The 18,581-nt window shown below is 56.9% G+C and carries 18 protein-coding genes; 11 read left to right on the top strand and 7 right to left on the bottom strand.

What is annotated here, in order from left to right; genetic code table 11:
• Window positions 1-55 precede the first annotated feature (55 nt).
• The 10 genes from Q4G72_RS09050 (at window position 56) to Q4G72_RS09095 (ending at window position 9,819) form a co-directional block, all read left to right on the top strand.
• Entirely contained in the window at window positions 56-1,471 is a 1,416-nt protein-coding gene (locus Q4G72_RS09050; protein ID WP_303311096.1) for an anthranilate synthase component I family protein, read from the top strand.
• 47 nt (window positions 1,472-1,518) lie between these two features.
• Window positions 1,519-2,097 carry an anthranilate synthase component II gene (locus Q4G72_RS09055; RefSeq protein ID WP_303311097.1) on the top strand — a complete coding sequence of 193 codons (579 nt, stop codon included), beginning with the start codon at window positions 1,519-1,521 and terminating at the stop codon, window positions 2,095-2,097.
• 139 nt (window positions 2,098-2,236) lie between these two features.
• A complete protein-coding gene (trpD, locus tag Q4G72_RS09060; protein ID WP_303311098.1) occupies window positions 2,237-3,229 on the top strand; it encodes an anthranilate phosphoribosyltransferase in 993 nt (330 codons plus the stop codon).
• Window positions 3,230-3,323: 94 nt separating this feature from the next.
• Window positions 3,324-4,136, top strand: coding sequence for an indole-3-glycerol phosphate synthase TrpC (trpC, locus tag Q4G72_RS09065; RefSeq protein ID WP_303311099.1), 813 nt, complete (start codon window positions 3,324-3,326; stop codon window positions 4,134-4,136).
• Complete coding sequence (locus tag Q4G72_RS09070; RefSeq protein ID WP_303311100.1) at window positions 4,136-4,792, top strand: phosphoribosylanthranilate isomerase; 657 nt, start codon at window positions 4,136-4,138, stop codon at window positions 4,790-4,792. Before trpC ends, Q4G72_RS09070 begins: the two co-directional genes overlap by 1 nt.
• Window positions 4,789-5,985: a tryptophan synthase subunit beta gene (trpB, locus tag Q4G72_RS09075; RefSeq protein WP_303311101.1), complete on the top strand. Its 1,197-nt coding sequence runs from the start codon at window positions 4,789-4,791 to the stop codon at window positions 5,983-5,985. Before Q4G72_RS09070 ends, trpB begins: the two co-directional genes overlap by 4 nt.
• Window positions 5,986-5,988: 3 nt before the next feature.
• Entirely contained in the window at window positions 5,989-6,771 is a 783-nt protein-coding gene (gene trpA / locus Q4G72_RS09080) for a tryptophan synthase subunit alpha (RefSeq protein ID WP_303311102.1), read from the top strand.
• Between the two features lie 34 nt (window positions 6,772-6,805).
• Complete coding sequence (gene aroF / locus Q4G72_RS09085; RefSeq protein ID WP_303311103.1) at window positions 6,806-7,819, top strand: 3-deoxy-7-phosphoheptulonate synthase; 1,014 nt, start codon at window positions 6,806-6,808, stop codon at window positions 7,817-7,819.
• A gap of 275 nt (window positions 7,820-8,094) precedes the next feature.
• Window positions 8,095-8,826 (top strand): phenylalanine 4-monooxygenase, encoded by a 732-nt coding sequence (locus tag Q4G72_RS09090; RefSeq protein WP_303311104.1) that lies wholly within the window; start codon window positions 8,095-8,097, stop codon window positions 8,824-8,826.
• Between the two features lie 216 nt (window positions 8,827-9,042).
• Window positions 9,043-9,819: a phenylalanine 4-monooxygenase gene (locus tag Q4G72_RS09095; protein WP_303311105.1), complete on the top strand. Its 777-nt coding sequence runs from the start codon at window positions 9,043-9,045 to the stop codon at window positions 9,817-9,819.
• Window positions 9,820-9,897: 78 nt separating this feature from the next.
• Here Q4G72_RS09095 and Q4G72_RS09100 read toward each other — a convergent pair whose 3' ends face one another.
• Complete coding sequence (locus Q4G72_RS09100) at window positions 9,898-10,446, bottom strand: hypothetical protein (protein ID WP_303311106.1); 549 nt, start codon at window positions 10,444-10,446, stop codon at window positions 9,898-9,900.
• A gap of 188 nt (window positions 10,447-10,634) precedes the next feature.
• On the opposite strand from Q4G72_RS09100, the gene Q4G72_RS09105 reads away from it, so the two are divergent.
• A complete protein-coding gene (locus tag Q4G72_RS09105; RefSeq protein WP_303311107.1) occupies window positions 10,635-11,426 on the top strand; it encodes a LytR/AlgR family response regulator transcription factor in 792 nt (263 codons plus the stop codon).
• 8 nt (window positions 11,427-11,434) lie between these two features.
• Here the strand turns inward: Q4G72_RS09105 and Q4G72_RS09110 are convergent, their stop codons facing one another.
• The 6 genes from Q4G72_RS09110 to Q4G72_RS09135 form a co-directional block, all read right to left on the bottom strand.
• A complete protein-coding gene (locus tag Q4G72_RS09110; RefSeq protein ID WP_303311108.1) occupies window positions 11,435-13,621 on the bottom strand; it encodes a tetratricopeptide repeat-containing sensor histidine kinase in 2,187 nt (728 codons plus the stop codon).
• A gap of 43 nt (window positions 13,622-13,664) precedes the next feature.
• The gene (locus Q4G72_RS09115; protein ID WP_303311109.1) at window positions 13,665-14,138 is read right to left on the bottom strand and encodes an Mpo1 family 2-hydroxy fatty acid dioxygenase; all 474 of its coding nucleotides are present in this window, start codon (window positions 14,136-14,138) and stop codon (window positions 13,665-13,667) included.
• Window positions 14,139-14,263: 125 nt separating this feature from the next.
• Window positions 14,264-15,151 carry a dienelactone hydrolase family protein gene (locus tag Q4G72_RS09120; protein ID WP_303311110.1) on the bottom strand — a complete coding sequence of 296 codons (888 nt, stop codon included), beginning with the start codon at window positions 15,149-15,151 and terminating at the stop codon, window positions 14,264-14,266.
• A gap of 81 nt (window positions 15,152-15,232) precedes the next feature.
• Window positions 15,233-16,540 carry an ABC1 kinase family protein gene (locus Q4G72_RS09125; protein ID WP_303311111.1) on the bottom strand — a complete coding sequence of 436 codons (1,308 nt, stop codon included), beginning with the start codon at window positions 16,538-16,540 and terminating at the stop codon, window positions 15,233-15,235.
• 32 nt (window positions 16,541-16,572) lie between these two features.
• A complete protein-coding gene (locus Q4G72_RS09130; RefSeq protein WP_303311112.1) occupies window positions 16,573-17,202 on the bottom strand; it encodes a TetR/AcrR family transcriptional regulator in 630 nt (209 codons plus the stop codon).
• Between the two features lie 47 nt (window positions 17,203-17,249).
• Complete coding sequence (locus tag Q4G72_RS09135) at window positions 17,250-18,572, bottom strand: cryptochrome/photolyase family protein (RefSeq protein ID WP_303311113.1); 1,323 nt, start codon at window positions 18,570-18,572, stop codon at window positions 17,250-17,252.
• Window positions 18,573-18,581: the final 9 nt, after the last annotated feature.

Here is an 18,581-nt window from a genome sequence, read left to right on the forward strand (position 1 = left end):
GGCTTTTTTATTGCTGCCCGGCGCTGGAACCCTCTCTCAACCACCAGCCCCGCATATGCAAACCTTCCAGCTCACCACCCGCTTCCAGCGCGTATTAGCCGATACCGTAACGCCCGTAGGCCTATACCTGCGCCTCCGCGACCGGTACCCCAACTGCCTGCTGCTGGAAAGCTCCGACTACCACGGCCAGCAAAACGCCTTCAGCTACCTGGCTTTTGATCCGCTGGCCCGGTTTGAACTGCGCGGTGGCGAGCTGGCCCTGACTTTCCCGGACGATACCACCCACACCGAAACGCTGGCGGAACCCCGGCAGGCGCTGGCACGGCTGCAGCAGTTCTCCAACAGCTTTCAGACCGAAGAAACCGGCCACGACTTCATCACCGGGGGGCTGTTCGGGTACATTGGCTACGAGGCCGTGCAGTACTTCGAGGATCTGGAGTTGAACACCGAAAAGCTGCCGGCCGGTGAAATTCCGGATATCCTGTACAGCACCTACCGCTACGTTATTGCCGTCAACCACTTCCGCAACGAGCTGTTTGTGTTTGAGCACAACCTGGCCGGCGAGCCGACGGACGAAAGTAGCCTCACGCGCCTGGTAAACCTCATTCGCAATCCTTCGCTGCCGGATTTCAAGTTTCAGGCAGTGGGTGAGGAGCAGACCAACCAGACCGACGAGGAGTTTCTGCAGGTGCTGGCGCAGGGGCAGCAGCACTGCCGCCGCGGCAACGTGTTCCAGATAGTATTGTCACGCCGCTTCCAGCAGGGCTTTTCCGGTGATGAGTTCAACGTATATCGGGCGTTGCGCTCCATCAACCCCTCGCCGTATCTATTTTACTTCGATTACGGCTCCTTCAAGATTTTTGGCTCTTCGCCCGAAACCCAATTGTTGGTGAAAGGCCGTCAGGCTAGCCTTTACCCCATTGCCGGCACCTTCCGCCGTACCGGCCACGATGCCGAAGACGCCGCCCTGGCCCAGAAGCTGGCCGACGACCCCAAGGAAAATGCCGAGCACGTAATGCTGGTAGACCTGGCCCGCAACGACCTGGCCCGCCACGGCGACAAAGTGGAGGTAAAGGTGTTCCGCGAAATTCAGTTCTACTCCCACGTCATTCACCTCGTAAGTGAAGTAACGGCCCAACTGGCTCCCAAGGCTAGCTCCCTGCAGGTAGTGGCCGATACCTTCCCGGCCGGCACCCTTTCCGGAGCCCCCAAGCACCGCGCCATGCAGCTCATTGATGGCCTGGAGCCCACCGCCCGCGGCTACTACGGCGGCGCCATCGGCCACCTGGGCTTCAACGGCGACTTCAATCACGCCATCATGATTCGCTCCTTCCTGAGCACTGCCAACCAACTCTATTTCCAGGCCGGCGCCGGGGTAGTAGCCGCCTCCGATATCAACTCCGAGCTGCAGGAAGTGCACCACAAGTTGGCTGCCCTACGCAAAGCCTTAAAAGAAGCCGAACTGGTTTAGGTAATCATAACCCCCTCCTAACTACCAACTTATAAGCCCACCCAACTATGGAACTCCTCGTTCTCGATAACTACGACTCCTTCACCTACAACCTTGTGCAAGTGCTGCGGGAGTTGGGCCACACCGATAATGTCACCATCATCCGCAACGATAAGCTGACGGTGGAAGATGTGGCCGAATACGATGCCATCCTCCTTTCCCCCGGCCCCGGTCTGCCTTCTGAAGCCGGCCTGATGCCGGAAATTATTCGCCAGTACGCGCCCACCAAACGCATTTTGGGCGTGTGCCTGGGGCACCAGGGACTGGCCGAGAGCTTTGGCGGCAAGCTGTACAACCTGCCACAGGTACTGCATGGACTGGCCACCGAAGCGGAAGTAGTAGCCAAGGATAGAATGTTTGCCGGCCTGCCCGCCCGCTTTAAAGTCGGCCGCTACCATTCCTGGAGCGTGCGGCCTGAGTCGATACCCGACACACTGGAAGTCACCGCGCTGGACGAAAACGGCCAAGTACTGGCCTTCCGCCACCGCGAGTATGATGTGCGCGGCGTGCAGTTTCATCCGGAATCTATTCTCACAGAGCACGGCCACCAGATGCTGCGCAACTGGCTTTCCCCGGAACTGGCTTAACTAACATCCTGAGCTTGCGAAGGACCTTCTGACTGAAGAGCTACTCTGGTAACAAGGACTCGTGCTTGCCTGAGAAGGTCCTTCGCAAGCTCAGGATGACAGTTTTAATAATGATGAAATCACGCCCTATTCAACAATTTTGAAACAGATACTTAATCAATTATTTGACCAACAGCTGCTCTCGCACGCCGAAGCGCGGGAAGCCATGCTTCGCATCGGTCAGGGTGAAGCCAATGCTTCGGAAATGGCAGCCTTCATGACGGTGTACCGCATGCGCCCCATTTCGGTACCGGAGCTGGCTGGTTTTCGCGACGCGCTGCTCAGCCTTAGCCGTGACCCGGAACTGGGCACCCGCGACACGGTAGATATTGTGGGCACCGGCGGCGACGGCAAAGACACCCTGAATATCAGCACGCTGGCTTGCTTTGTGGTGGCCGGCGCAGGCTATAAAGTAACCAAGCATGGCAACATCGGGGTTTCCTCCGTATGTGGTTCCTCGGATGTACTGGCGCAGTTGGGCGTAGGGTTTGGGGCCAGTAACGAGGTTCTGCAGCGCCAACTGGAGCGAGCTAATATCTGCTTCCTGCACGCGCCATCCTTCCATCCGGCTATGCGCCACGCGGGTCCGGTGCGGCGGGAATTGGGCGTGCGTACTTTCTTCAATATTCTGGGGCCGCTCGTAAATCCGGCCCGCCCTAAGTTTCAGGTGGCAGGCACTTTCAGCCTGGAATTGCTGCGGTTGTATAACTACTTATTGCAGCAAACCGATACCAGCTACGCCGTAGTGCACGCCCTGGATGGCTACGATGAACTCTCCTTAACGGCCACCGCCAAACTGGCCACGCCGGTAGGGGAGCGGCTGGTAACGGCGGCTGATTTCGGACTGGCAACCACGCTTCCCGCTGAACTGGCTGGTGGCCGCACCGCCGCTGAATCGGCCCAGTTGTTTTTGGATGTGCTGGAGGGCCGTGCTACCCGCGCCCAGCGAGACGTAGTAACGGCCAACGCTGCCCTCGCCATTAGTTGTCTGGAACCTAACTTCAGTATGGCCGCTTCCTTAGCTGCGGCACAGGAGTCACTGGACTCCGGCCGCGCCCGGCAGGCACTGCGCGAGCTGGTCTCCGCGCAGTAAGCCAGTTCAAAAAATGTTTAGTCATCCTTTGCCAACCTCAGGCTGACAGAAGAAATAAATAAGTACTCAAACAGAGCCTGCAGCTCTTTCAATCATGACCATTCTCGATAAAATCATTGTCCACAAACGACAGGAAGTAGCTTCCCGCCAGGGCTTAGTGCCTGCCAAATTGCTTGAGCAAAGCCTGTACATGAATGCCCAGCCGCTGAGCCTGCGCCGCTACCTGCTGCGCGACGATTTGAGCGGCATTATTGCCGAATTCAAGCGGAAGTCGCCAAGCAAAGGCGTGATTAATGCGCATGCCCCGGTAGAGCGCACCACGCTGGGCTATATGCAGGCCGGCGCTTCCGCCTTATCCATCCTGACGGATACGGAGTTTTTCGGCGGCAAGAATGAGGACCTAACTACGGCGCGGCGCTACAATTTCTGCCCCATTCTGCGCAAGGATTTCGTGGTAGATGAATACCAGATTCTGGAAGCCAAAAGCATTGGGGCCGATGCGGTGCTACTTATTGCGGCGGTACTCACGCCCGAAGAAGTGCTGCGCATGGGTCGTTTTGCCAAAAGCCTGGGCCTGGAAGTGCTGCTCGAAATACACAACGCCGAAGAGCTAGACCGCACCCTGCATCCTGATGCCGTGAGCCTGGTGGGCGTCAACAACCGCAACCTCCATGACTTTTCCGTGAGCCTGGATACTTCCGGCGAACTAGCCCAGCGCATTCCCAGTGAGTTTGTGAAAGTGACGGAAAGCGGGCTGACTTCGGCCGCCGAGATTGAAGCCCTGCGCGCCGTGGGCTACCGCGGGTTCCTCATTGGCGAAACGTTCATGCGCAACAGTCGGCCGGAAAAAGCCTGCGCCGCGCTGGTGCAGCAATTGCGCCACACTGAAGCGGTAACGTTACTCTAATGAGCCTTCGCCTGAAAGTTTGCGGCATGGCGCGGCCCGATAACCTGCGCGCCGTGGCTGCGCTGTGGCCTGATTTCCTGGGCTTTATCTTCTACCCAAAGTCCCAGCGTTTTGCAGGCGCAACCCTGCAACCGGCCGACACGGCGGCTTTGCCCGCGGAGATTCTGAAAGTCGGGGTGTTCGTAGATGAAGAGCTGGAAGTAATTAGGGTACGGGTGCAGGAATTTAGCTTGGACTTGGTGCAGCTGCACGGCTCCGAAACACCTGAAACTTGCGCCGCGCTGCAAGCTGCAGGTATCCCCGTCAGCAAAGCTTTTGCGGTAGGAGAGACGTTCGACTTTTCAGTGCTGGCACCTTATGTGGGCAGCGTTACCTACTTCCTTTTTGATACCGTGGGCGCCCAGCCCGGGGGTAATGGCACCACCTTCAATTGGCAGCTGCTGGAACAATACACTTTACCGGTGCCATACTTCCTGGCGGGTGGGTTGGCACTGGAGCACGCTGCCGAATTACGCAACCTCTGCCTGCCCGGCCTGTTTGCACTGGACCTGAACAGTCGGTTTGAAACCGCGCCCGGCGTGAAAGATGCCGTACAGCTGCAGCAATTATTCCACGAAATCCGGACGCCCGACGTCTCAACTTCTATACCGTCATGAAACCAACCTACCAGCAACCCACGGAGCGTGGCTACTACGGCCAGTTTGGCGGAGCTTTCATTCCCGAAATGCTCTACCCCAACGTAGAGGAGCTGCGCCAGCAATACCTCGATATTCTGGCCGAGCCCGAGTTTCAGGAGGAATACCAGATGCTGCTCCGGGACTATGTGGGCCGTCCTACGCCGCTGTTTGAGGCTAAGCGCCTGTCAGCGAAATACAACACCCGCGTTTTCCTGAAGCGCGAGGACCTCTGCCACACCGGCGCCCATAAAGTCAATAACACGGTAGGGCAGATTCTGCTGGCTAAGCGCCTGGGCAAAACCCGCATCATTGCCGAAACCGGCGCGGGCCAGCATGGTGTGGCTACTGCCACGGTTTGCGCCCTCATGGGGATGCAGTGCATTGTGTATATGGGCGAGGTGGACATGGAGCGGCAAAAGCCCAACGTTTACCGCATGCGCCTGCTGGGAGCCGAAGTACGCGCCGCCATGAGTGGCAGCCGCACGCTGAAAGATGCCACCAACGAGGCCATCCGGGACTGGATTTCCAACCCCGTGGATACGCACTACATCATCGGCTCCGTAGTAGGTCCCCACCCGTACCCCGATCTGGTGGCGCGGCTGCAGTCGGTTATCAGCGAAGAGATGCGCAAACAGCTGCTGGAAAAAACCGGTTCCGAGCTGCCGCAATATGTGGTGGCTTGTGTGGGTGGGGGCTCTAATGCGGCGGGTGCTTTCTACCATTTCCTGGAAGAGCCTTCGGTGCAGCTGGTAGCGGTGGAAGCGGCCGGCCATGGGATTCATTCCGGCCACTCAGCGGCTACCTCGGTGCTAGGTACGCCGGGCATTATACACGGCTCCCGCACATTGCTGATGCAGGATGAGGAAGGCCAGATTACCGAGCCGTATTCTATTTCGGCGGGGCTCGATTACCCAGGTATTGGGCCACTGCACGCTTTCCTGGCCGACGCCGGCCGGGCGCGGTTTATCAGCATTGAAGACGAGGATGCTTTGCGCGCTGTCTCGGAGCTGAGCCGACTGGAAGGCATTATTCCCGCCCTGGAAACGGCCCACGCCCTAGCTGCGCTGGGTCAGCTGGGCGCCGGGCCCGATGATGTAGTAGTAGTAAACTTATCCGGACGCGGCGACAAAGACCTGGAAACCTACCTGAAGTACGCCGACACGATTCTGTAACCCATGACCAACCGCATAGCTCAGGCCTTCGCCCGCAAAAAGAAAGGCCTGCTCAATATCTACTTCACGGCCGGCTACCCCACGCTGGATTCTACGGTACCGCTGCTCACTGCTTTAACTAATGCCGGAGCAGACCTGATTGAAATCGGGATGCCATTTTCTGACCCACTAGCCGATGGCCCCGTTATTCAGCAAAGCAGCACCGTGGCGCTGAAAAATGGCATGAACCTGCGGGTGCTGTTTCGCCAGCTGGCCGATATCCGGAGTCAGGTGCCGGACACGCCCATTCTGCTCATGGGCTACCTGAACCCGGTAATGCAGTTTGGGGTAGAGAACTTCTGCCGGGAAGCGGCAGCGGTAGGAGTGGATGGCATCATTCTGCCCGACCTGCCCCTGGACGACTACGTGGCCGAATATCAGGAAATCTTCCAGCGCTATAACCTGCGCCCGGTCTTCTTGATTACCCCGCAAACCGCCACAGAGCGCATCCGCCGCATCGACGACCTAACAGATTCTTTCCTCTACCTCGTATCCGGTCCCGGCACCACCGGCGGTGCCAATACCCAGGCCGAAGGGGTGCAGGACGCTTACTTCCAACGCATCGAAGACATGAAGCTCCGGAACCCGCGCCTGATTGGCTTCGGCATAGGCGACAAAGCTTCCTTCCAACACGCCTGCCAGTTTGCTGAAGGCGCCATCATCGGCTCTGCCCTGATCCGCGCCCTCGATGATACCGAGGATGCCCCGGCGGCGGCCAGCCGCTTTGTGCAGTCGGTGCTTCAGTAATTCTTTTCTCTGCCCTCCTGATTTTCTCTACTCAATGATTATCCAACTCGAACCCAATATCTCAGCTACTGCCCAGGCTGATATTGAAGCACGCATCAAGGCGCTCAAATACAAAGTAACCGACGTAAAAACACAGCGCGCCCACTACCTGGTGGCTATTGGCAAAGCTGAAATTGACCTGCGTGCCATTGGCCAGTTGCCAGGCATCCTCGATATCCATCGGGTATCTGACGACTACAAGCTGGTGAGCCGCAAATGGCGCGTGCGCCCCACTGTACTCGACCTCGGCGACGGTGTGCGGATAGGAGAGGGGAGCCTCACGCTGGCCGCCGGCCCTTGTAGTATTGAGAGCGAAGCGCAGATGGAACTGATCATGCAGCACCTGGTGGATAATGACGTGCGCATCATGCGCGGCGGCGTGTTCAAGCCCCGTTCCTCCCCATATTCCTTCCGCGGTTTGGGCATGGATGGCCTCAAGCTATTTCACCAAATGGCCCGGGCCCGCGGCATCAAGATTGTGACGGAGGTAATGCAGGTGTCACAGGTAGAGGAGATGCACGATTACGTGGATGTGTTCCAGGTAGGCGCGCGCAATACCCAGAACTTTAATCTGCTGGATGCTCTGGGCGGCGTAGACAAGCCCGTGATGATTAAGCGCGGTATTTCCGGCACCATTGAAGAGCTACTCTCTTCGGCGGAATACGTGTTTTCCGGGGGTAATGAAAAGCTGATTCTATGCGAGCGGGGCATCCGCACCTTCGAGACGGCCTCGCGCAATACGTTGGACCTGAATGCCGTGCCCATCCTGAAAGAGAAAACGCACCTGCCCGTTATCGTCGACCCCTCACACGGCATCGGCATTCGGGAGCATGTGGCGCCTATGGCGCTGGCCGGCGTTATGGCCGGCGCCGATGGCATCATCTACGAAGCGCACGAAAAGCCGGAAGAAGCCGCTTCCGACGGGCAGCAGACCCTAAACTTTGCGGAGTCGGAGCGCCTGATTCGGAATTTGCGCCGCGTTTATTACCTGCGGCAAGAGTTGGAATAACGGTCCTATTTTGTGCTGGAATAGCCATTTTAGCCTTCCCGAAAAAATAATTCCCTTTTTCAGATACAACTAATTAGCTGTTGCCTATATATTTGCAATCAGTATGCAGAACCAATCCGTGAAATGCTTTTATCTAACCCCGATTCGCAATATGCGAAACGGAGTTGGGCTGCATTGCCGGTACGGAAGCTAAGAGCGCTACATGCTACTTACACGCTGAAAACCACAAAAGCCCGACTCCTTCCAGGAGCCGGGCTTTTTTTATGTCCATTACCATGTTCGCGCAACACTACGACCAGTACACTGCTCAGGACCAATTAGTCTGGAAAGTTCTGTTCGACCGCCAGACTGCGCTGCTGCACAAGCGGGCTTGCTCCGCTTTTGCGCAGGGCCTCAAGCGCATTGGCTTCCACCGCAACGCCATTCCGAAGTTTGAGGAAGTGAACGAGCGGCTGGGTAGCTATACCGGTTGGGAACTGGTGGCGGTGCCCGGTATGGTAGATGATGCTACTTTCTTTGCCTTGCTGGCGGAGAAGAAGTTTCCGGCGGTTACCTGGATCCGGCCCATGAAGCAGTTTGACTTCATTGAGGAAGCCGACTTGTTTCATGATGTCTTCGGGCACGTGCCCTTGCTGACGGACGCGGCGTTTGCCAACTTCCTCCACTTCTTGGGCCACGTAGCCCGCCTGCACCTGAACGATGCTCAGGGTTTGCAGCGCCTTCGCGCGCTCTACTGGTTCACGGTAGAATTTGGGTTGGTAATGGAAGATGGTAAGCCGCGCATCTACGGTGCAGGTCTGCTTTCGTCTGCCGGCGAAACGCACCACTGCGTAGATGATGAAACAATCCGCCGCGACTTTGACCTCGCTTCCGTATTGCATACGCCCTTCACGGAAGTACGCTTTCAGGAGCAATACTTTGTACTCCCAAATTGGGAGCAGCTCACGGAAAGCGTAGCCGAGCTGGCGGCCTTGCTGTCTACCGACTGGCAGCTTAAAACCGTCTAGCCGCTTGTTTCTTCCGGTTTGCCCAATATCTTTACTCGCATGATTCGGCTTGTCTCCCGCTATTACGCTTATGCTTATTACGCTCCCGCCAGGAGCGGAGCGGCTACGGCGTGTCAGCGAGGATAAGCACTAACCTCCGACATACTTCTCAAGCCTGCTTCCGCTCTGCGGAGGCAGGCTTTCTCTTTTTCTGCCCTTATCGTTTTTCGCTTTTTTATGATGACTTTTTCCTCCGCTTCTCTGCTGCCCGATACCGCCACCGCGCTGGCCACCCTGCCATTAATGGAGCAGCAATACGCCCAGTACACCGCCGCCGACCAGCACGTATGGCAATTGTTGTTCGACCGGCAGTCGGCGTTGCTGCCGGGCCGGGCGGCTGAGCCTTTCCTGGAAGGTCTGCGCGAAATTGGCTTTCACCGCCATGCCATTCCGGATTTCTCCGAGGTCAACCCACGTTTGCAGGCACTCACCGGCTGGGAACTGGTAGTAGTGCCGGGTATTGTGGATGATGCTTTATTCTTTGGTCTGCTGGCCGATAAGAAATTTCCCGCTACCACGTGGCTGCGCAAACTGGAACAGCTGGATTACCTGGAAGAGCCCGACATGTTTCACGACGTATTCGGCCATGTGCCGCTACTGATGAACCCAGGGTTTGCCTCTTTTCTGCAGGAGCTAGGCGAAGCCGCCGTGCAGCATTTCGAGCGTTGGCCCGGCACACTGGAGCTGTTCACGCGCCTGTACTGGTTTACCGCCGAGTTTGGCCTGCTGCGCCAGCCCGATGGCCTGCGCATCTATGGGGCCGGTCTGCTTTCCTCGCACGGAGAAGTGAAGTTCAGCCTCAGCGAAAAACCCACCCGGTTGGAGTTCTCGCTAGATGGTGTACTAACCACTCCCTTTGAGAAAGACCATTTTCAGGAGTTGTACTTTGTGCTGGTAAGCATGGATCAATTGGCGGAGAGCCTGAGTCAGTTAAAGGCGCGGCTGGTAGAGTAGAATGGCATTGTTATGCACGCAAAAGCCCGGCTCCGTTGCAGCGGAGCCGGGCTTTTCTGATACACTACTTCACACCAATTACTTTGCTTTACCAGTTACATTAAACTTGAGGGAGCCATTCACAAACATTTGTTGCTGAATGGCCCGGCGGGTTGTGCCTTTCAGCTCCACCGTAAACTCCGTGGCTTGCAGATACTGCTTCAGGTCCACGCTGCTATCCACAGTGAGGTTGATGCTTTGCGTGTTGGTTTCTGCGTTGGTGAACGTGCCCAGCTTAGCCGACTGACCGTTGGCCTTGATATACACTTCACCACCGGAAATTAGCCCGAAGTTGTCATTGGCATTGGAGGTGCCCGTCAGGTTAAATACTGCCGATTCTAGCGTTACTTTCTCTACTGCTGCTTTGTTTTTGTCCAGTTCGGTCTGCAAGCCGGAAGTCTGGGAAACAGTGGTGGAGAAGTTGGTTTGAGTAGTAGGATTGAGGGTAAAATTCAGATTCGCCACGTTATAATTGAAGTTCACCTTAACAGCATCCTTAATTTTGTCGCAGGAGGTTAGTGAGGCACTAACACATAGGAAAACAAGAGCAACGAGCACGCGGGCTGAACGGGAAGTAAGAGTTTGCATGAGTGAATGTTTGGAATTAGGGAAGAGGAATAAGAATTTGCCGACAGGGCTTTCCTTTAAATCGGAAAGCCAGTCTGAAACTATATGCCTGGCTCCAAGGCCACACAGGCAAGTCTACCAGACCGGGGAGAAAGTCGATGGGCTGGTTGGCCGGTCTACCAGATCTGCGGTTGCTACCTTACTCGCTTATGATGCCTGCTACAGAGCCGCCCATTACATGCCTGGTGCTGGAAGATGACCTCCTGATGCGGGACCTGGTGGGCAGTTTTGTGGAGCAGGTACCCTCTTTGCAACTGGTGGGGCTGCATGAACAGCCCTTGGCGGCATTTGAGCAGCTGGCCCGGCAGCCCGCTGATTTGCTTATCTCTGATATTGAAATGCCGGGCCTGAACGGGCTGGAGCTGGTGCGCGCGCTACGCCAGCCACCCCTGGTCATTTTTATGACCTCGCACCAGAAATATGCGGCCCAAAGCTATGAGGTAGATGCCGTAGACTATCTGCTCAAGCCACTTGCCTTCGACCGGTTTCTGCGGGCCATTGATAAAGCCCGCCAGATTCTGCAGTACCGGCGGAAAGCCCTGTCTATACCCGAGCAAGTCCCGGCACCCGATGAATCAGTACCCCCCGGCAGCACACCCGCGGAGGAATACTTTTTCATTCGAACAGAAATGCAGTTTGTGAAGCTGCGTTATAATGAAGTCGTCTACATTGAGGCTATGCGCGACTTTACCAAGGTTTACCTGGAAGATGGCACCGTGCACATCACCCTGGTCAATTTAAAAAACATTGAAAGCCAGTTACCCGCGCTGCTTTTCGTGCGCACACACCGGTCCTTTCTGGTTAATGCCAGCAAAATTGAAGTCATTACCAATCAGGATGTGAAGCTGCTGAAAGTGGCTGTTCCGCTGAGCCTGACCTTTCGAGACGCGGTTACAGAGCGGGTGGTGCAAAACCGTTTAATTACGCGCCGCTCCAGTTAGGTCTTACCCTACGCTACAATACTGAGTGCCGCGGCCTGCGGGAAAGTGCAATAGAAAGTAGTGCCGGAGCCCGGCCCGGCACTTTCGGCCCATAATCGGCCGCCGTTGCGTGCCACAAAATCCCGACACAGCACCAGGCCCAGACCGGTGCCGGTTTCCTTAGCAGTTCCAGCCGTACTACGGGCCGGCTCGGCAGGACTCAGCAATGCCTGCAATGTTTCCGCTACTAAGCCTACGCCGGTATCTGAAACAGCCAGCTGCCAGAACCCATCTTCCTGGGTGCTGCTTACTTGCACTTGGCCGCCAGTGGGGGTAAACTTAATAGCGTTACTAAGCAGATTGCGCAACACTAGCCGTACCATATCGGGGTCTGCCCACGCCCACTCCGTAGCATCCAGTGTGTGCAGCAGGGTAATGTTTTTTTGCTCAGCAGCAGTGCGCAATAGGCGGAAGTTTTCCTCCACTGCTTCCTGCAGGCGCATAGCTTCCGGGTTCACCCGCTCGGAGGCTTGCATCTGCACGGCTGCCCAGCTTAGTAGGTTGTCAATCAGCGCCAGGGTCTGGTCCAGCGTTTGGTTGAGGCGTTGGGCATATTGGATAAGCTTCTCCTGCGGTAGCTGCCGGATATTGAGCAGGGACACAAAGGCGTGCAGCGAGTTGAGGGGCCCGCGCAAGTCATGGCCGATAATGGAAAAGAGCCGGTCCTTGGTAGCGTTCAGCTGGGCCAGGGCGGTGCGCTGCTCTTCAATCTCCCGGTTCTTGCGGGAGAGAAGCTTATTTATGCGCCAGAGCATGAGCCCGGCGCCTAATACCACCACAAAGCCCAAGGCCAATGCGCCCAACAGTAACCTCTGCTGGTGCAAGCGTTGCTGTTGCAACTGCTGGTTCTTGCGTAGCAATTGCACATGCTGGCGTTCCTGACTTAACTCGAAGTTCCCCTGCAAACGGCCGATGGCCTCCGATTTTTCGTGGCTGAATACCGAGTCGCGCAGGCTGGCGGCCTGTTCCGCAAAGTGTAGCGCTTGACGGAAGTTGCCGCGCTCCTTAGCCAGGCGAGCCAGTAGATCAGCGGCTACCAACTGGTCGGCGCGGATGCCGAACTGCTGGGCCAGTTGCAGGCTCTCGCCGGCCAATAGTTCCGCCTGGGTATTGTTGTGCAGGGCTGCATAAGTTTGAGCCGCCCGGTTTAGCCCAGTTACCAGCATGTTCTGCTCTCCCAATTCACGAAGCCCAGCTAATGCCTTCTGATGATAAGCCAGGGCCTCCTGATGACGTCCCAACTGATAACTGATTTGCCCTAGAGCACTGACCGATACTGCCTCGAAAGGGCTTTTCTGTTCCTGAAATATCTGCCGGGCCTGCTGGTAGGCCTGCTGCGCCGCCTGTAGATTTTTCTGGCCGGAGTAAGCGTCGCCCAGGTTATTATAGCAATGGGCCACGAAAGCCAGGTTGCCGGCCTGGCGGAAGAGCTCAGCCGATTTACGGGTGTACTCAATGGCCCGGGGGTAATCCTTTTCAAACAAGTAGATATTGCCGATACTGGCCGCCGTATAGGGCTTCAAATCATCTAAATGGTGTTGCTCTTCCAGGCCGCTGGCCTGCAGATAATATACCAGCGCCTGCGGGTATTTCCCTTGGCGCATAAAGGCATCAGCCAGGTCACCGGCAAAGTCTATCTGCCAGCGGGGTAGCGCAAGGTGCCGGCTGAGTTGCAGACCCTGGCGGCCATACTGCCGCACCTGGTCAAAATTGCCCAGCATATTGCCCGTAAGAGTAAGACTACGGTAGGCGCGCAGCAGGAGCGGGTTCTGGTTGGTTTTCTGGGCTTCAGTTAGCTGTAGGCGGGCGAAGCGGCTGGCTTCCTGCAACTCGCCTTTCCGCATCAGAAACTCACAGGCTGTACGATAAGCCAGCGACAAACCAGCCGGGTAGCGGCTTTGCTGCGCCAAACGGGTAGCCCGCTGCGACAGTGCCCAGGCTGTGTCTGGCTGTCCGGTATTGAGCAGTTCCCAGCTTAAGTCATTCAGCGTATTGATACGACTAGTATCAGCTAGTTGCGGCAGTTGCAGGCGTTTAGTGAGCTGCTGCGCCCGCGCTGAAGGCTGAGCAAATGCTACCGCCGACGAGAGAATAGAACTAAGGTGCAGGCAGACAATAAGGCAGCTTACCCGGAAGCTGGTTGCAGAGAGTATCATGTAGCAATAGGCAGAAATCAAAAATCGGTATAGAAAAAGGGTGCTAATACTGCCAGCCCAGGCGGCGGTATACAAAGTGCAGCAGCCACAGCGGACCAATCAGCAGAAACTGTAGGTCTTTCAGAAAGCTGGGCTTTTTACCTTCCACTTTATGGCCCCAGAACTGCCCTATCCAAGCCACCACGAAAATGATGAGGCAGATGGCCCACAGCGGCAGCACGGCGTTAGCCTCTAGCTGCTTCAACCCTAATGCCATAGCGGCGCTAATCAGCACCATACCAATGGCTAGTGGCACCGAGAGCCGGAAGTAATACACCACGGCCAGTACCATGACCACCGTAGCCAGGTTCAGCCACGGACTAAGTGCGCGCACCCCCGCCGGCATAGGCACCGACCACAGCAGGCCCAAAAGAGAAAACATGATCAGCGGCACGCATATCCAGTGCACCAGCTTGTTGGTAGGATTTTGGTGGCTGTCACCGTATTCGGTCAATAAAGCATTTAGCGTAGTGGACATGGTGAGGTAGGAATAGAGTGGGGCGATTAAAAATAGGCGATTCACAATTCTTATAAAAGCAACACGCCTTCCCGGAATCCGGAAAGGCGTGTGTAAGGGGAATTCGAAAAGCTGCCGTAGAGCAGTTAGCCTTTCAGCTTGAAGTTTTTGCGCAGGTAAGCTACCGTCAGCGCATGGGCATCTTCGGCGTACTCCTTGCTGTATTTGGGGTTAGAGGGGTTGGCGAAGGCGTGGTCAGCGTTATAGTTTTTAATGGTCACCTTCTTTTTGGCCGTTTCCATGTTGCGCACAAACTCGCCAACTACCGTGGGGGAAATCCACTGATCCTGGGCAGCAAAAATGCCCAGAACATCGGTGTTCAGCGTTTTGAGGCGGTCTACGCTTTTCTCTGGCATGCCGTAGTATACCACGCAGCCTACCGCTTTTGGTCCGGCCAGCAGAGCTGTTTGCAATGACCAGCCACCACCAAAGCACCAGCCTACGCTGGCAATCTGGGCTTTCGGGCCGGCATAGAGAATAGCTCCTTTAATGATGGCCTCGGCGCGGGGCGTTTGCACGGCCTGCATCAGCTTGCCGGCTTCATCTGCCGTTTCTGCTACTTTGCCATCATAGAGGTCGAGAGCAACAACGTTGACACCTTTCAGCTCGGTGGCAAAGCGGGCGGCTTCTTTCTTGATGTAGTCGTTCAGACCCCACCACTCGTGAATCACGAATAGATACTTGTCGGATCGTACGTTGCTTTTGATTTCGAAGCCGCGAGCGGTCTGGCCGTCGGTAGTTTTGAATTCAATCATCTCACCGGGGCCCTGGTACTCGTAGGGCAGGGGCGCATCGTGGCCGCCGGAGAATTCCTCGTTGGAGGCCAGCATGGCAAAGGCTTCGGTGGCTTGCTGGTTGGCTGCTGGCTTGGCGCAGCAACTCATAGCTGGTTTTGCGGCCGAAGTCGTGGTTTGCGCCGAGGCTAGGGTGGCTGTGCCCAGCAGCGCCAGGCAAAGCGTCCAGATTTTTTTCATGGAAATAGGAGAGTGGATAGTGAGTGAGAAGGAAAGCAAAGTAAAAAGTTAGGAAGAGCTTCCGGATAATAAGCAGGCTGCTTAGCGGGTGCGAACCTGCGCCTTTAGCTCAGTTAGGAAAGCATACAGGCCCACGTAGGTGCGGTTCAAATAAATGAAATGCTCGGATCCCCGCGGTTCCCGTTGCTGGCGCAGCTCGGGCTGCTGCATCAGGTCGTCACCTAAAGCATACAGGGCCTGCATATAGGTAGGGTCGCCGAAATCAAACGTGTCCTGCCGGAAAGGGCGGCCTACCAGCTCCAACGAGGCCTGCATGGTGCTGACGTAAAATTCTCGTTTGGCAGCGGCATCTTCCGGGCGCACCACGCCGGCTTCCTGTAGTAGCGCTGTGAGCAAGGCCTGATCAGTCAGGGTCTCCGGGGCTAGCAGAGCGGTGAATAGCCGGTGCACCTCCGCGGGAATTTCCTTTACGCAGCCAAAGTCCAGCACGCCCAGGGTGCCGCCTTCATCGGTTCGGAGCAGGAAGTTGCCCGGGTGCGGGTCGGCATGTACCTGGCGCAGCTCGTTTAGCTGATACATGTAGAAATCCCAGAGCACCTGGCCCAGCTGGTTGCGAACTTCCTGTGAGGGAGCCGTAGCCAGAAATTCTTTCAGGTGCTGGCCCGGCAGCCAGTCCATGGTCAGGATGCGGGCCGAAGACTGCTCCGGGTAATATTGGGCAAACTGCAGGTGCGGCAGGTGGGCGCAGGCGGCCGCAATTTCCTGGCCCCGCCGCAGTTCCAGTGCATAATCGGTTTCTTCCAGCAGGCGCGTTTCCACTTCCTGCAGGTAGGGCCGCACGGTGGCTTCATCCAGTCCCAGAATACGCAGGGCAATGGGCTTCACCAGCCGGATATCTGAGCGGATGCTGTCGGCCACGCCGGGGTACTGCACTTTCACGGCAAGGGCCCGGCTTTCTTTGCGGGCAAAGTGCACTTGCCCGATGCTAGCTGCCTGCCGGGCGTTTATGTCAAACTCCTCAAACACATCAAAGGGTGACTTACCAAAAGCATCCCGAAACGCCTTTACTACCAGCGGGCCAGACAGGGGCGGGGTTTGGTACTGGGCCTGGGCAAACTGGTTGGCGTAGGCTGTGGGCAGAATGTTCTTCTCCATGGCCAGCATCTGAGCCACTTTCAGCACCGAGCCTTTCATCTCGCTCAGCGTGCCGTAGAGCTCCGCCGCATTTGCTTCGTGCAAATCCTGGGTGGTGCTTTCGGCGCCTACTGCCCGCTTGGCGTAGTGCTTCACGTAGTTGGCTCCCACGTTAAAGCCGGTTTTAGCAAAGCGCGCCGCCCGCGCCACTTTGGTAGTAGGCAGGGAGTCGAGGGATTTGGAGGTTTCTTCCATGAATTTGGAAAGGGGAAAAGCAGGTTGGATGTCTACCGCCGCACTAGAAAGCGCACCAAATCCAGGGCGGAATCCAAGGTGTTGCGGCCTACCAGGTCGAAGCTCAGAGTCACGGCTTTTTCTACGGCGGCATCGGTGCGCTCAAAGTCCACGGTATCGTCTTTGGCGAAGAAGCCCAGCACAAACAGCATCTGCTGCCAAAAGGCGCGCGGGTACTGATCCTGAATGATGGGGCGAGAGGCTACTTCCTCTGTGCGGCGGCCTTCGCGCAGGAGTTCGGCCACAAAAACCTCAAATTCCTGCCGGAAATCATCAAGCACGCGGGGCGTAAGGCCGGGCATACGGTGCAGAGAGCGGCGCAGCGCCTGCAAGGCGTAGCTACGGTTGCGCTTTAGAATTTCGAGCAGGGTGTAGTAGAAGCTGAGCAGCTTTTCGCGGCTGCTATACTGCGCCCATACCGGCTCTTTCTCGGCCGTAGCGCGGGCCTGACGGCCAAAATCGGCCCACAGCTCCCGGTCAATGGCATCGAAGTTGGCATAGAAACGGTAGAATTCCTGCTCGGGCAGACCCAGCTTTTGCGTGAGCTTGTAGACCGAGGCGGGCGGGCTGCCTTTGCGCAGCACATAATCGAGGTAGGCTTGTTTGATGCGCTCCTTTTCCATAGTACGTCTATAACCGTGCGGAACCTGCTTGGTTCCGGCGCCGAAGTTTACTCCATTGCTTTATAAGCAGTGCGCAGGGTGGTAATGGCCCGTTCGCGGGCAAATTTGTGGTCTACAATGGGCTTGGGGTATTCGCAGGTGCCGAACTCGGGTATCCATTGCCACACGTAGGCAAAGGTGGGGTCGTACTGTTCCTGCTGGCTTTGCGGGCTGTACACCCGGAACCAGGGCGCGGCCACGGCGCCGGTGCCGGCCATCCATTGCCAGTTGCCCACGTTCTGGGCCAGGTCATAATCCAGCAGTTTATCGGCGAAGTACCGCTCGCCCCAGCGCCAATCAATAAGCAGATGCTTCACCAGAAAGCCCGCGGCGGCAATACGGGCCCGGTTGGGCATATAGCCCGTTTGGTTTAACTCCCGCATGCCCGCATCAACCAGCGGGTAGCCCGTGCGGCCTTCGCACCAGGCAGCAAACTCCGCTTCGTTGTTGCGGTAGGGCACGCGGCGCAGGCGCGGGTCGTAGCTTTCGGTAGCGGTGAAAGGAAAGTGCCAGAGCAGCATCATGAAATAGTCGCGCCAGATCAGCTCGCCCAGCAGTTTAGGATTCAGCTCCCGCGCCTGCTGCATCAGCTCCCGCACGCTCAGGGTGCCAAACCGCAGGTGCACCGAGCGGCGTGTGCTGCTATTTACCAGGCCGGGCTTGTCGCGGGTGTTATGGTAGTTGCGGACTAGCGTCTCATCGGGCAACTCGGCGGAGGGCACAAACTGCTCAAAGGGAATAAAGCCCATTTCCGGCAGCGTGGGGCGGGCTGGCGCAGCGGGCAAGGCTTGCAGATTGTCGGTCCGGAAGAGTTCGGCCGTGGGGTAAGCGGCTAAGTGCTCGTCGCGCAGCGAAGCTTGCCAGGCTTTGCTGTAGGCCCCAAACACTTTGGAGGGTGTGCCGGACTTACTGAGAATCTCATTCTTGGCGAAGATGACCTGGTCTTTGAGCGAGCGAAACTCCACCCCGCGCGCCTTCAGCAGTTCCGCCACGGCCGTGTCCCGGGCAGTGGCGTAGGGCTCATAATCTTCATTAGTGTACACGGCGGCTACCTCCAGCTGCTGCAGTACTTGCTCGAACACCTCTACTGGCTGGCCGTGGTAGGCCAGGAAAGTGCCGCCGGCTTGTTCCGTTTGCTGGGCCAGGCGCTCCACTTCCTGGTAGATAAACGTGACACGCGCATCCCGGCGGCTGGGCAGCGCTTCCAGAATATCCCGGTCATAGATAAACATCGGCACCACCGGGTAGCCGCTTTGCAGCGCTGCCGTGAGGCCCGCGTTATCATGCTGGCGCAGGTCGCGCCGGTGCCAGAACAATACGATTTTAGCCATGTGCTGCTA

Source organism: Hymenobacter sp. BT730 (assembly GCF_030542105.1).
GTDB lineage: Bacteria > Bacteroidota > Bacteroidia > Cytophagales > Hymenobacteraceae > Hymenobacter.

Excerpts from the sequence above, each read along its gene's own strand:
- Q4G72_RS09055 (WP_303311097.1), top strand. The coding sequence starts at position 1,519 with ATGGAACTCCTCGTTCTCGATAACTACGACTCCTTCACCTACAACCTT.
- Q4G72_RS09115 (WP_303311109.1), bottom strand. The coding sequence starts at position 14,138 with ATGTCCACTACGCTAAATGCTTTATTGACCGAATACGGTGACAGCCAC.
- aroF (WP_303311103.1), top strand. The coding sequence starts at position 6,806 with ATGATTATCCAACTCGAACCCAATATCTCAGCTACTGCCCAGGCTGAT.
- Q4G72_RS09090 (WP_303311104.1), top strand. The coding sequence starts at position 8,095 with ATGTTCGCGCAACACTACGACCAGTACACTGCTCAGGACCAATTAGTC.
- Q4G72_RS09130 (WP_303311112.1), bottom strand. The coding sequence starts at position 17,202 with ATGGAAAAGGAGCGCATCAAACAAGCCTACCTCGATTATGTGCTGCGC.
- Q4G72_RS09100 (WP_303311106.1), bottom strand. The coding sequence starts at position 10,446 with ATGCAAACTCTTACTTCCCGTTCAGCCCGCGTGCTCGTTGCTCTTGTT.
- trpB (WP_303311101.1), top strand. The coding sequence starts at position 4,789 with ATGAAACCAACCTACCAGCAACCCACGGAGCGTGGCTACTACGGCCAG.
- Q4G72_RS09110 (WP_303311108.1), bottom strand. The coding sequence starts at position 13,621 with ATGATACTCTCTGCAACCAGCTTCCGGGTAAGCTGCCTTATTGTCTGC.
- Q4G72_RS09095 (WP_303311105.1), top strand. The coding sequence starts at position 9,043 with ATGATGACTTTTTCCTCCGCTTCTCTGCTGCCCGATACCGCCACCGCG.
- Q4G72_RS09105 (WP_303311107.1), top strand. The coding sequence starts at position 10,635 with ATGATGCCTGCTACAGAGCCGCCCATTACATGCCTGGTGCTGGAAGAT.
- trpC (WP_303311099.1), top strand. The coding sequence starts at position 3,324 with ATGACCATTCTCGATAAAATCATTGTCCACAAACGACAGGAAGTAGCT.
- trpA (WP_303311102.1), top strand. The coding sequence starts at position 5,989 with ATGACCAACCGCATAGCTCAGGCCTTCGCCCGCAAAAAGAAAGGCCTG.
- Q4G72_RS09070 (WP_303311100.1), top strand. The coding sequence starts at position 4,136 with ATGAGCCTTCGCCTGAAAGTTTGCGGCATGGCGCGGCCCGATAACCTG.
- Q4G72_RS09050 (WP_303311096.1), top strand. The coding sequence starts at position 56 with ATGCAAACCTTCCAGCTCACCACCCGCTTCCAGCGCGTATTAGCCGAT.
- Q4G72_RS09125 (WP_303311111.1), bottom strand. The coding sequence starts at position 16,540 with ATGGAAGAAACCTCCAAATCCCTCGACTCCCTGCCTACTACCAAAGTG.
- Q4G72_RS09120 (WP_303311110.1), bottom strand. The coding sequence starts at position 15,151 with ATGAAAAAAATCTGGACGCTTTGCCTGGCGCTGCTGGGCACAGCCACC.
- Q4G72_RS09135 (WP_303311113.1), bottom strand. The coding sequence starts at position 18,572 with ATGGCTAAAATCGTATTGTTCTGGCACCGGCGCGACCTGCGCCAGCAT.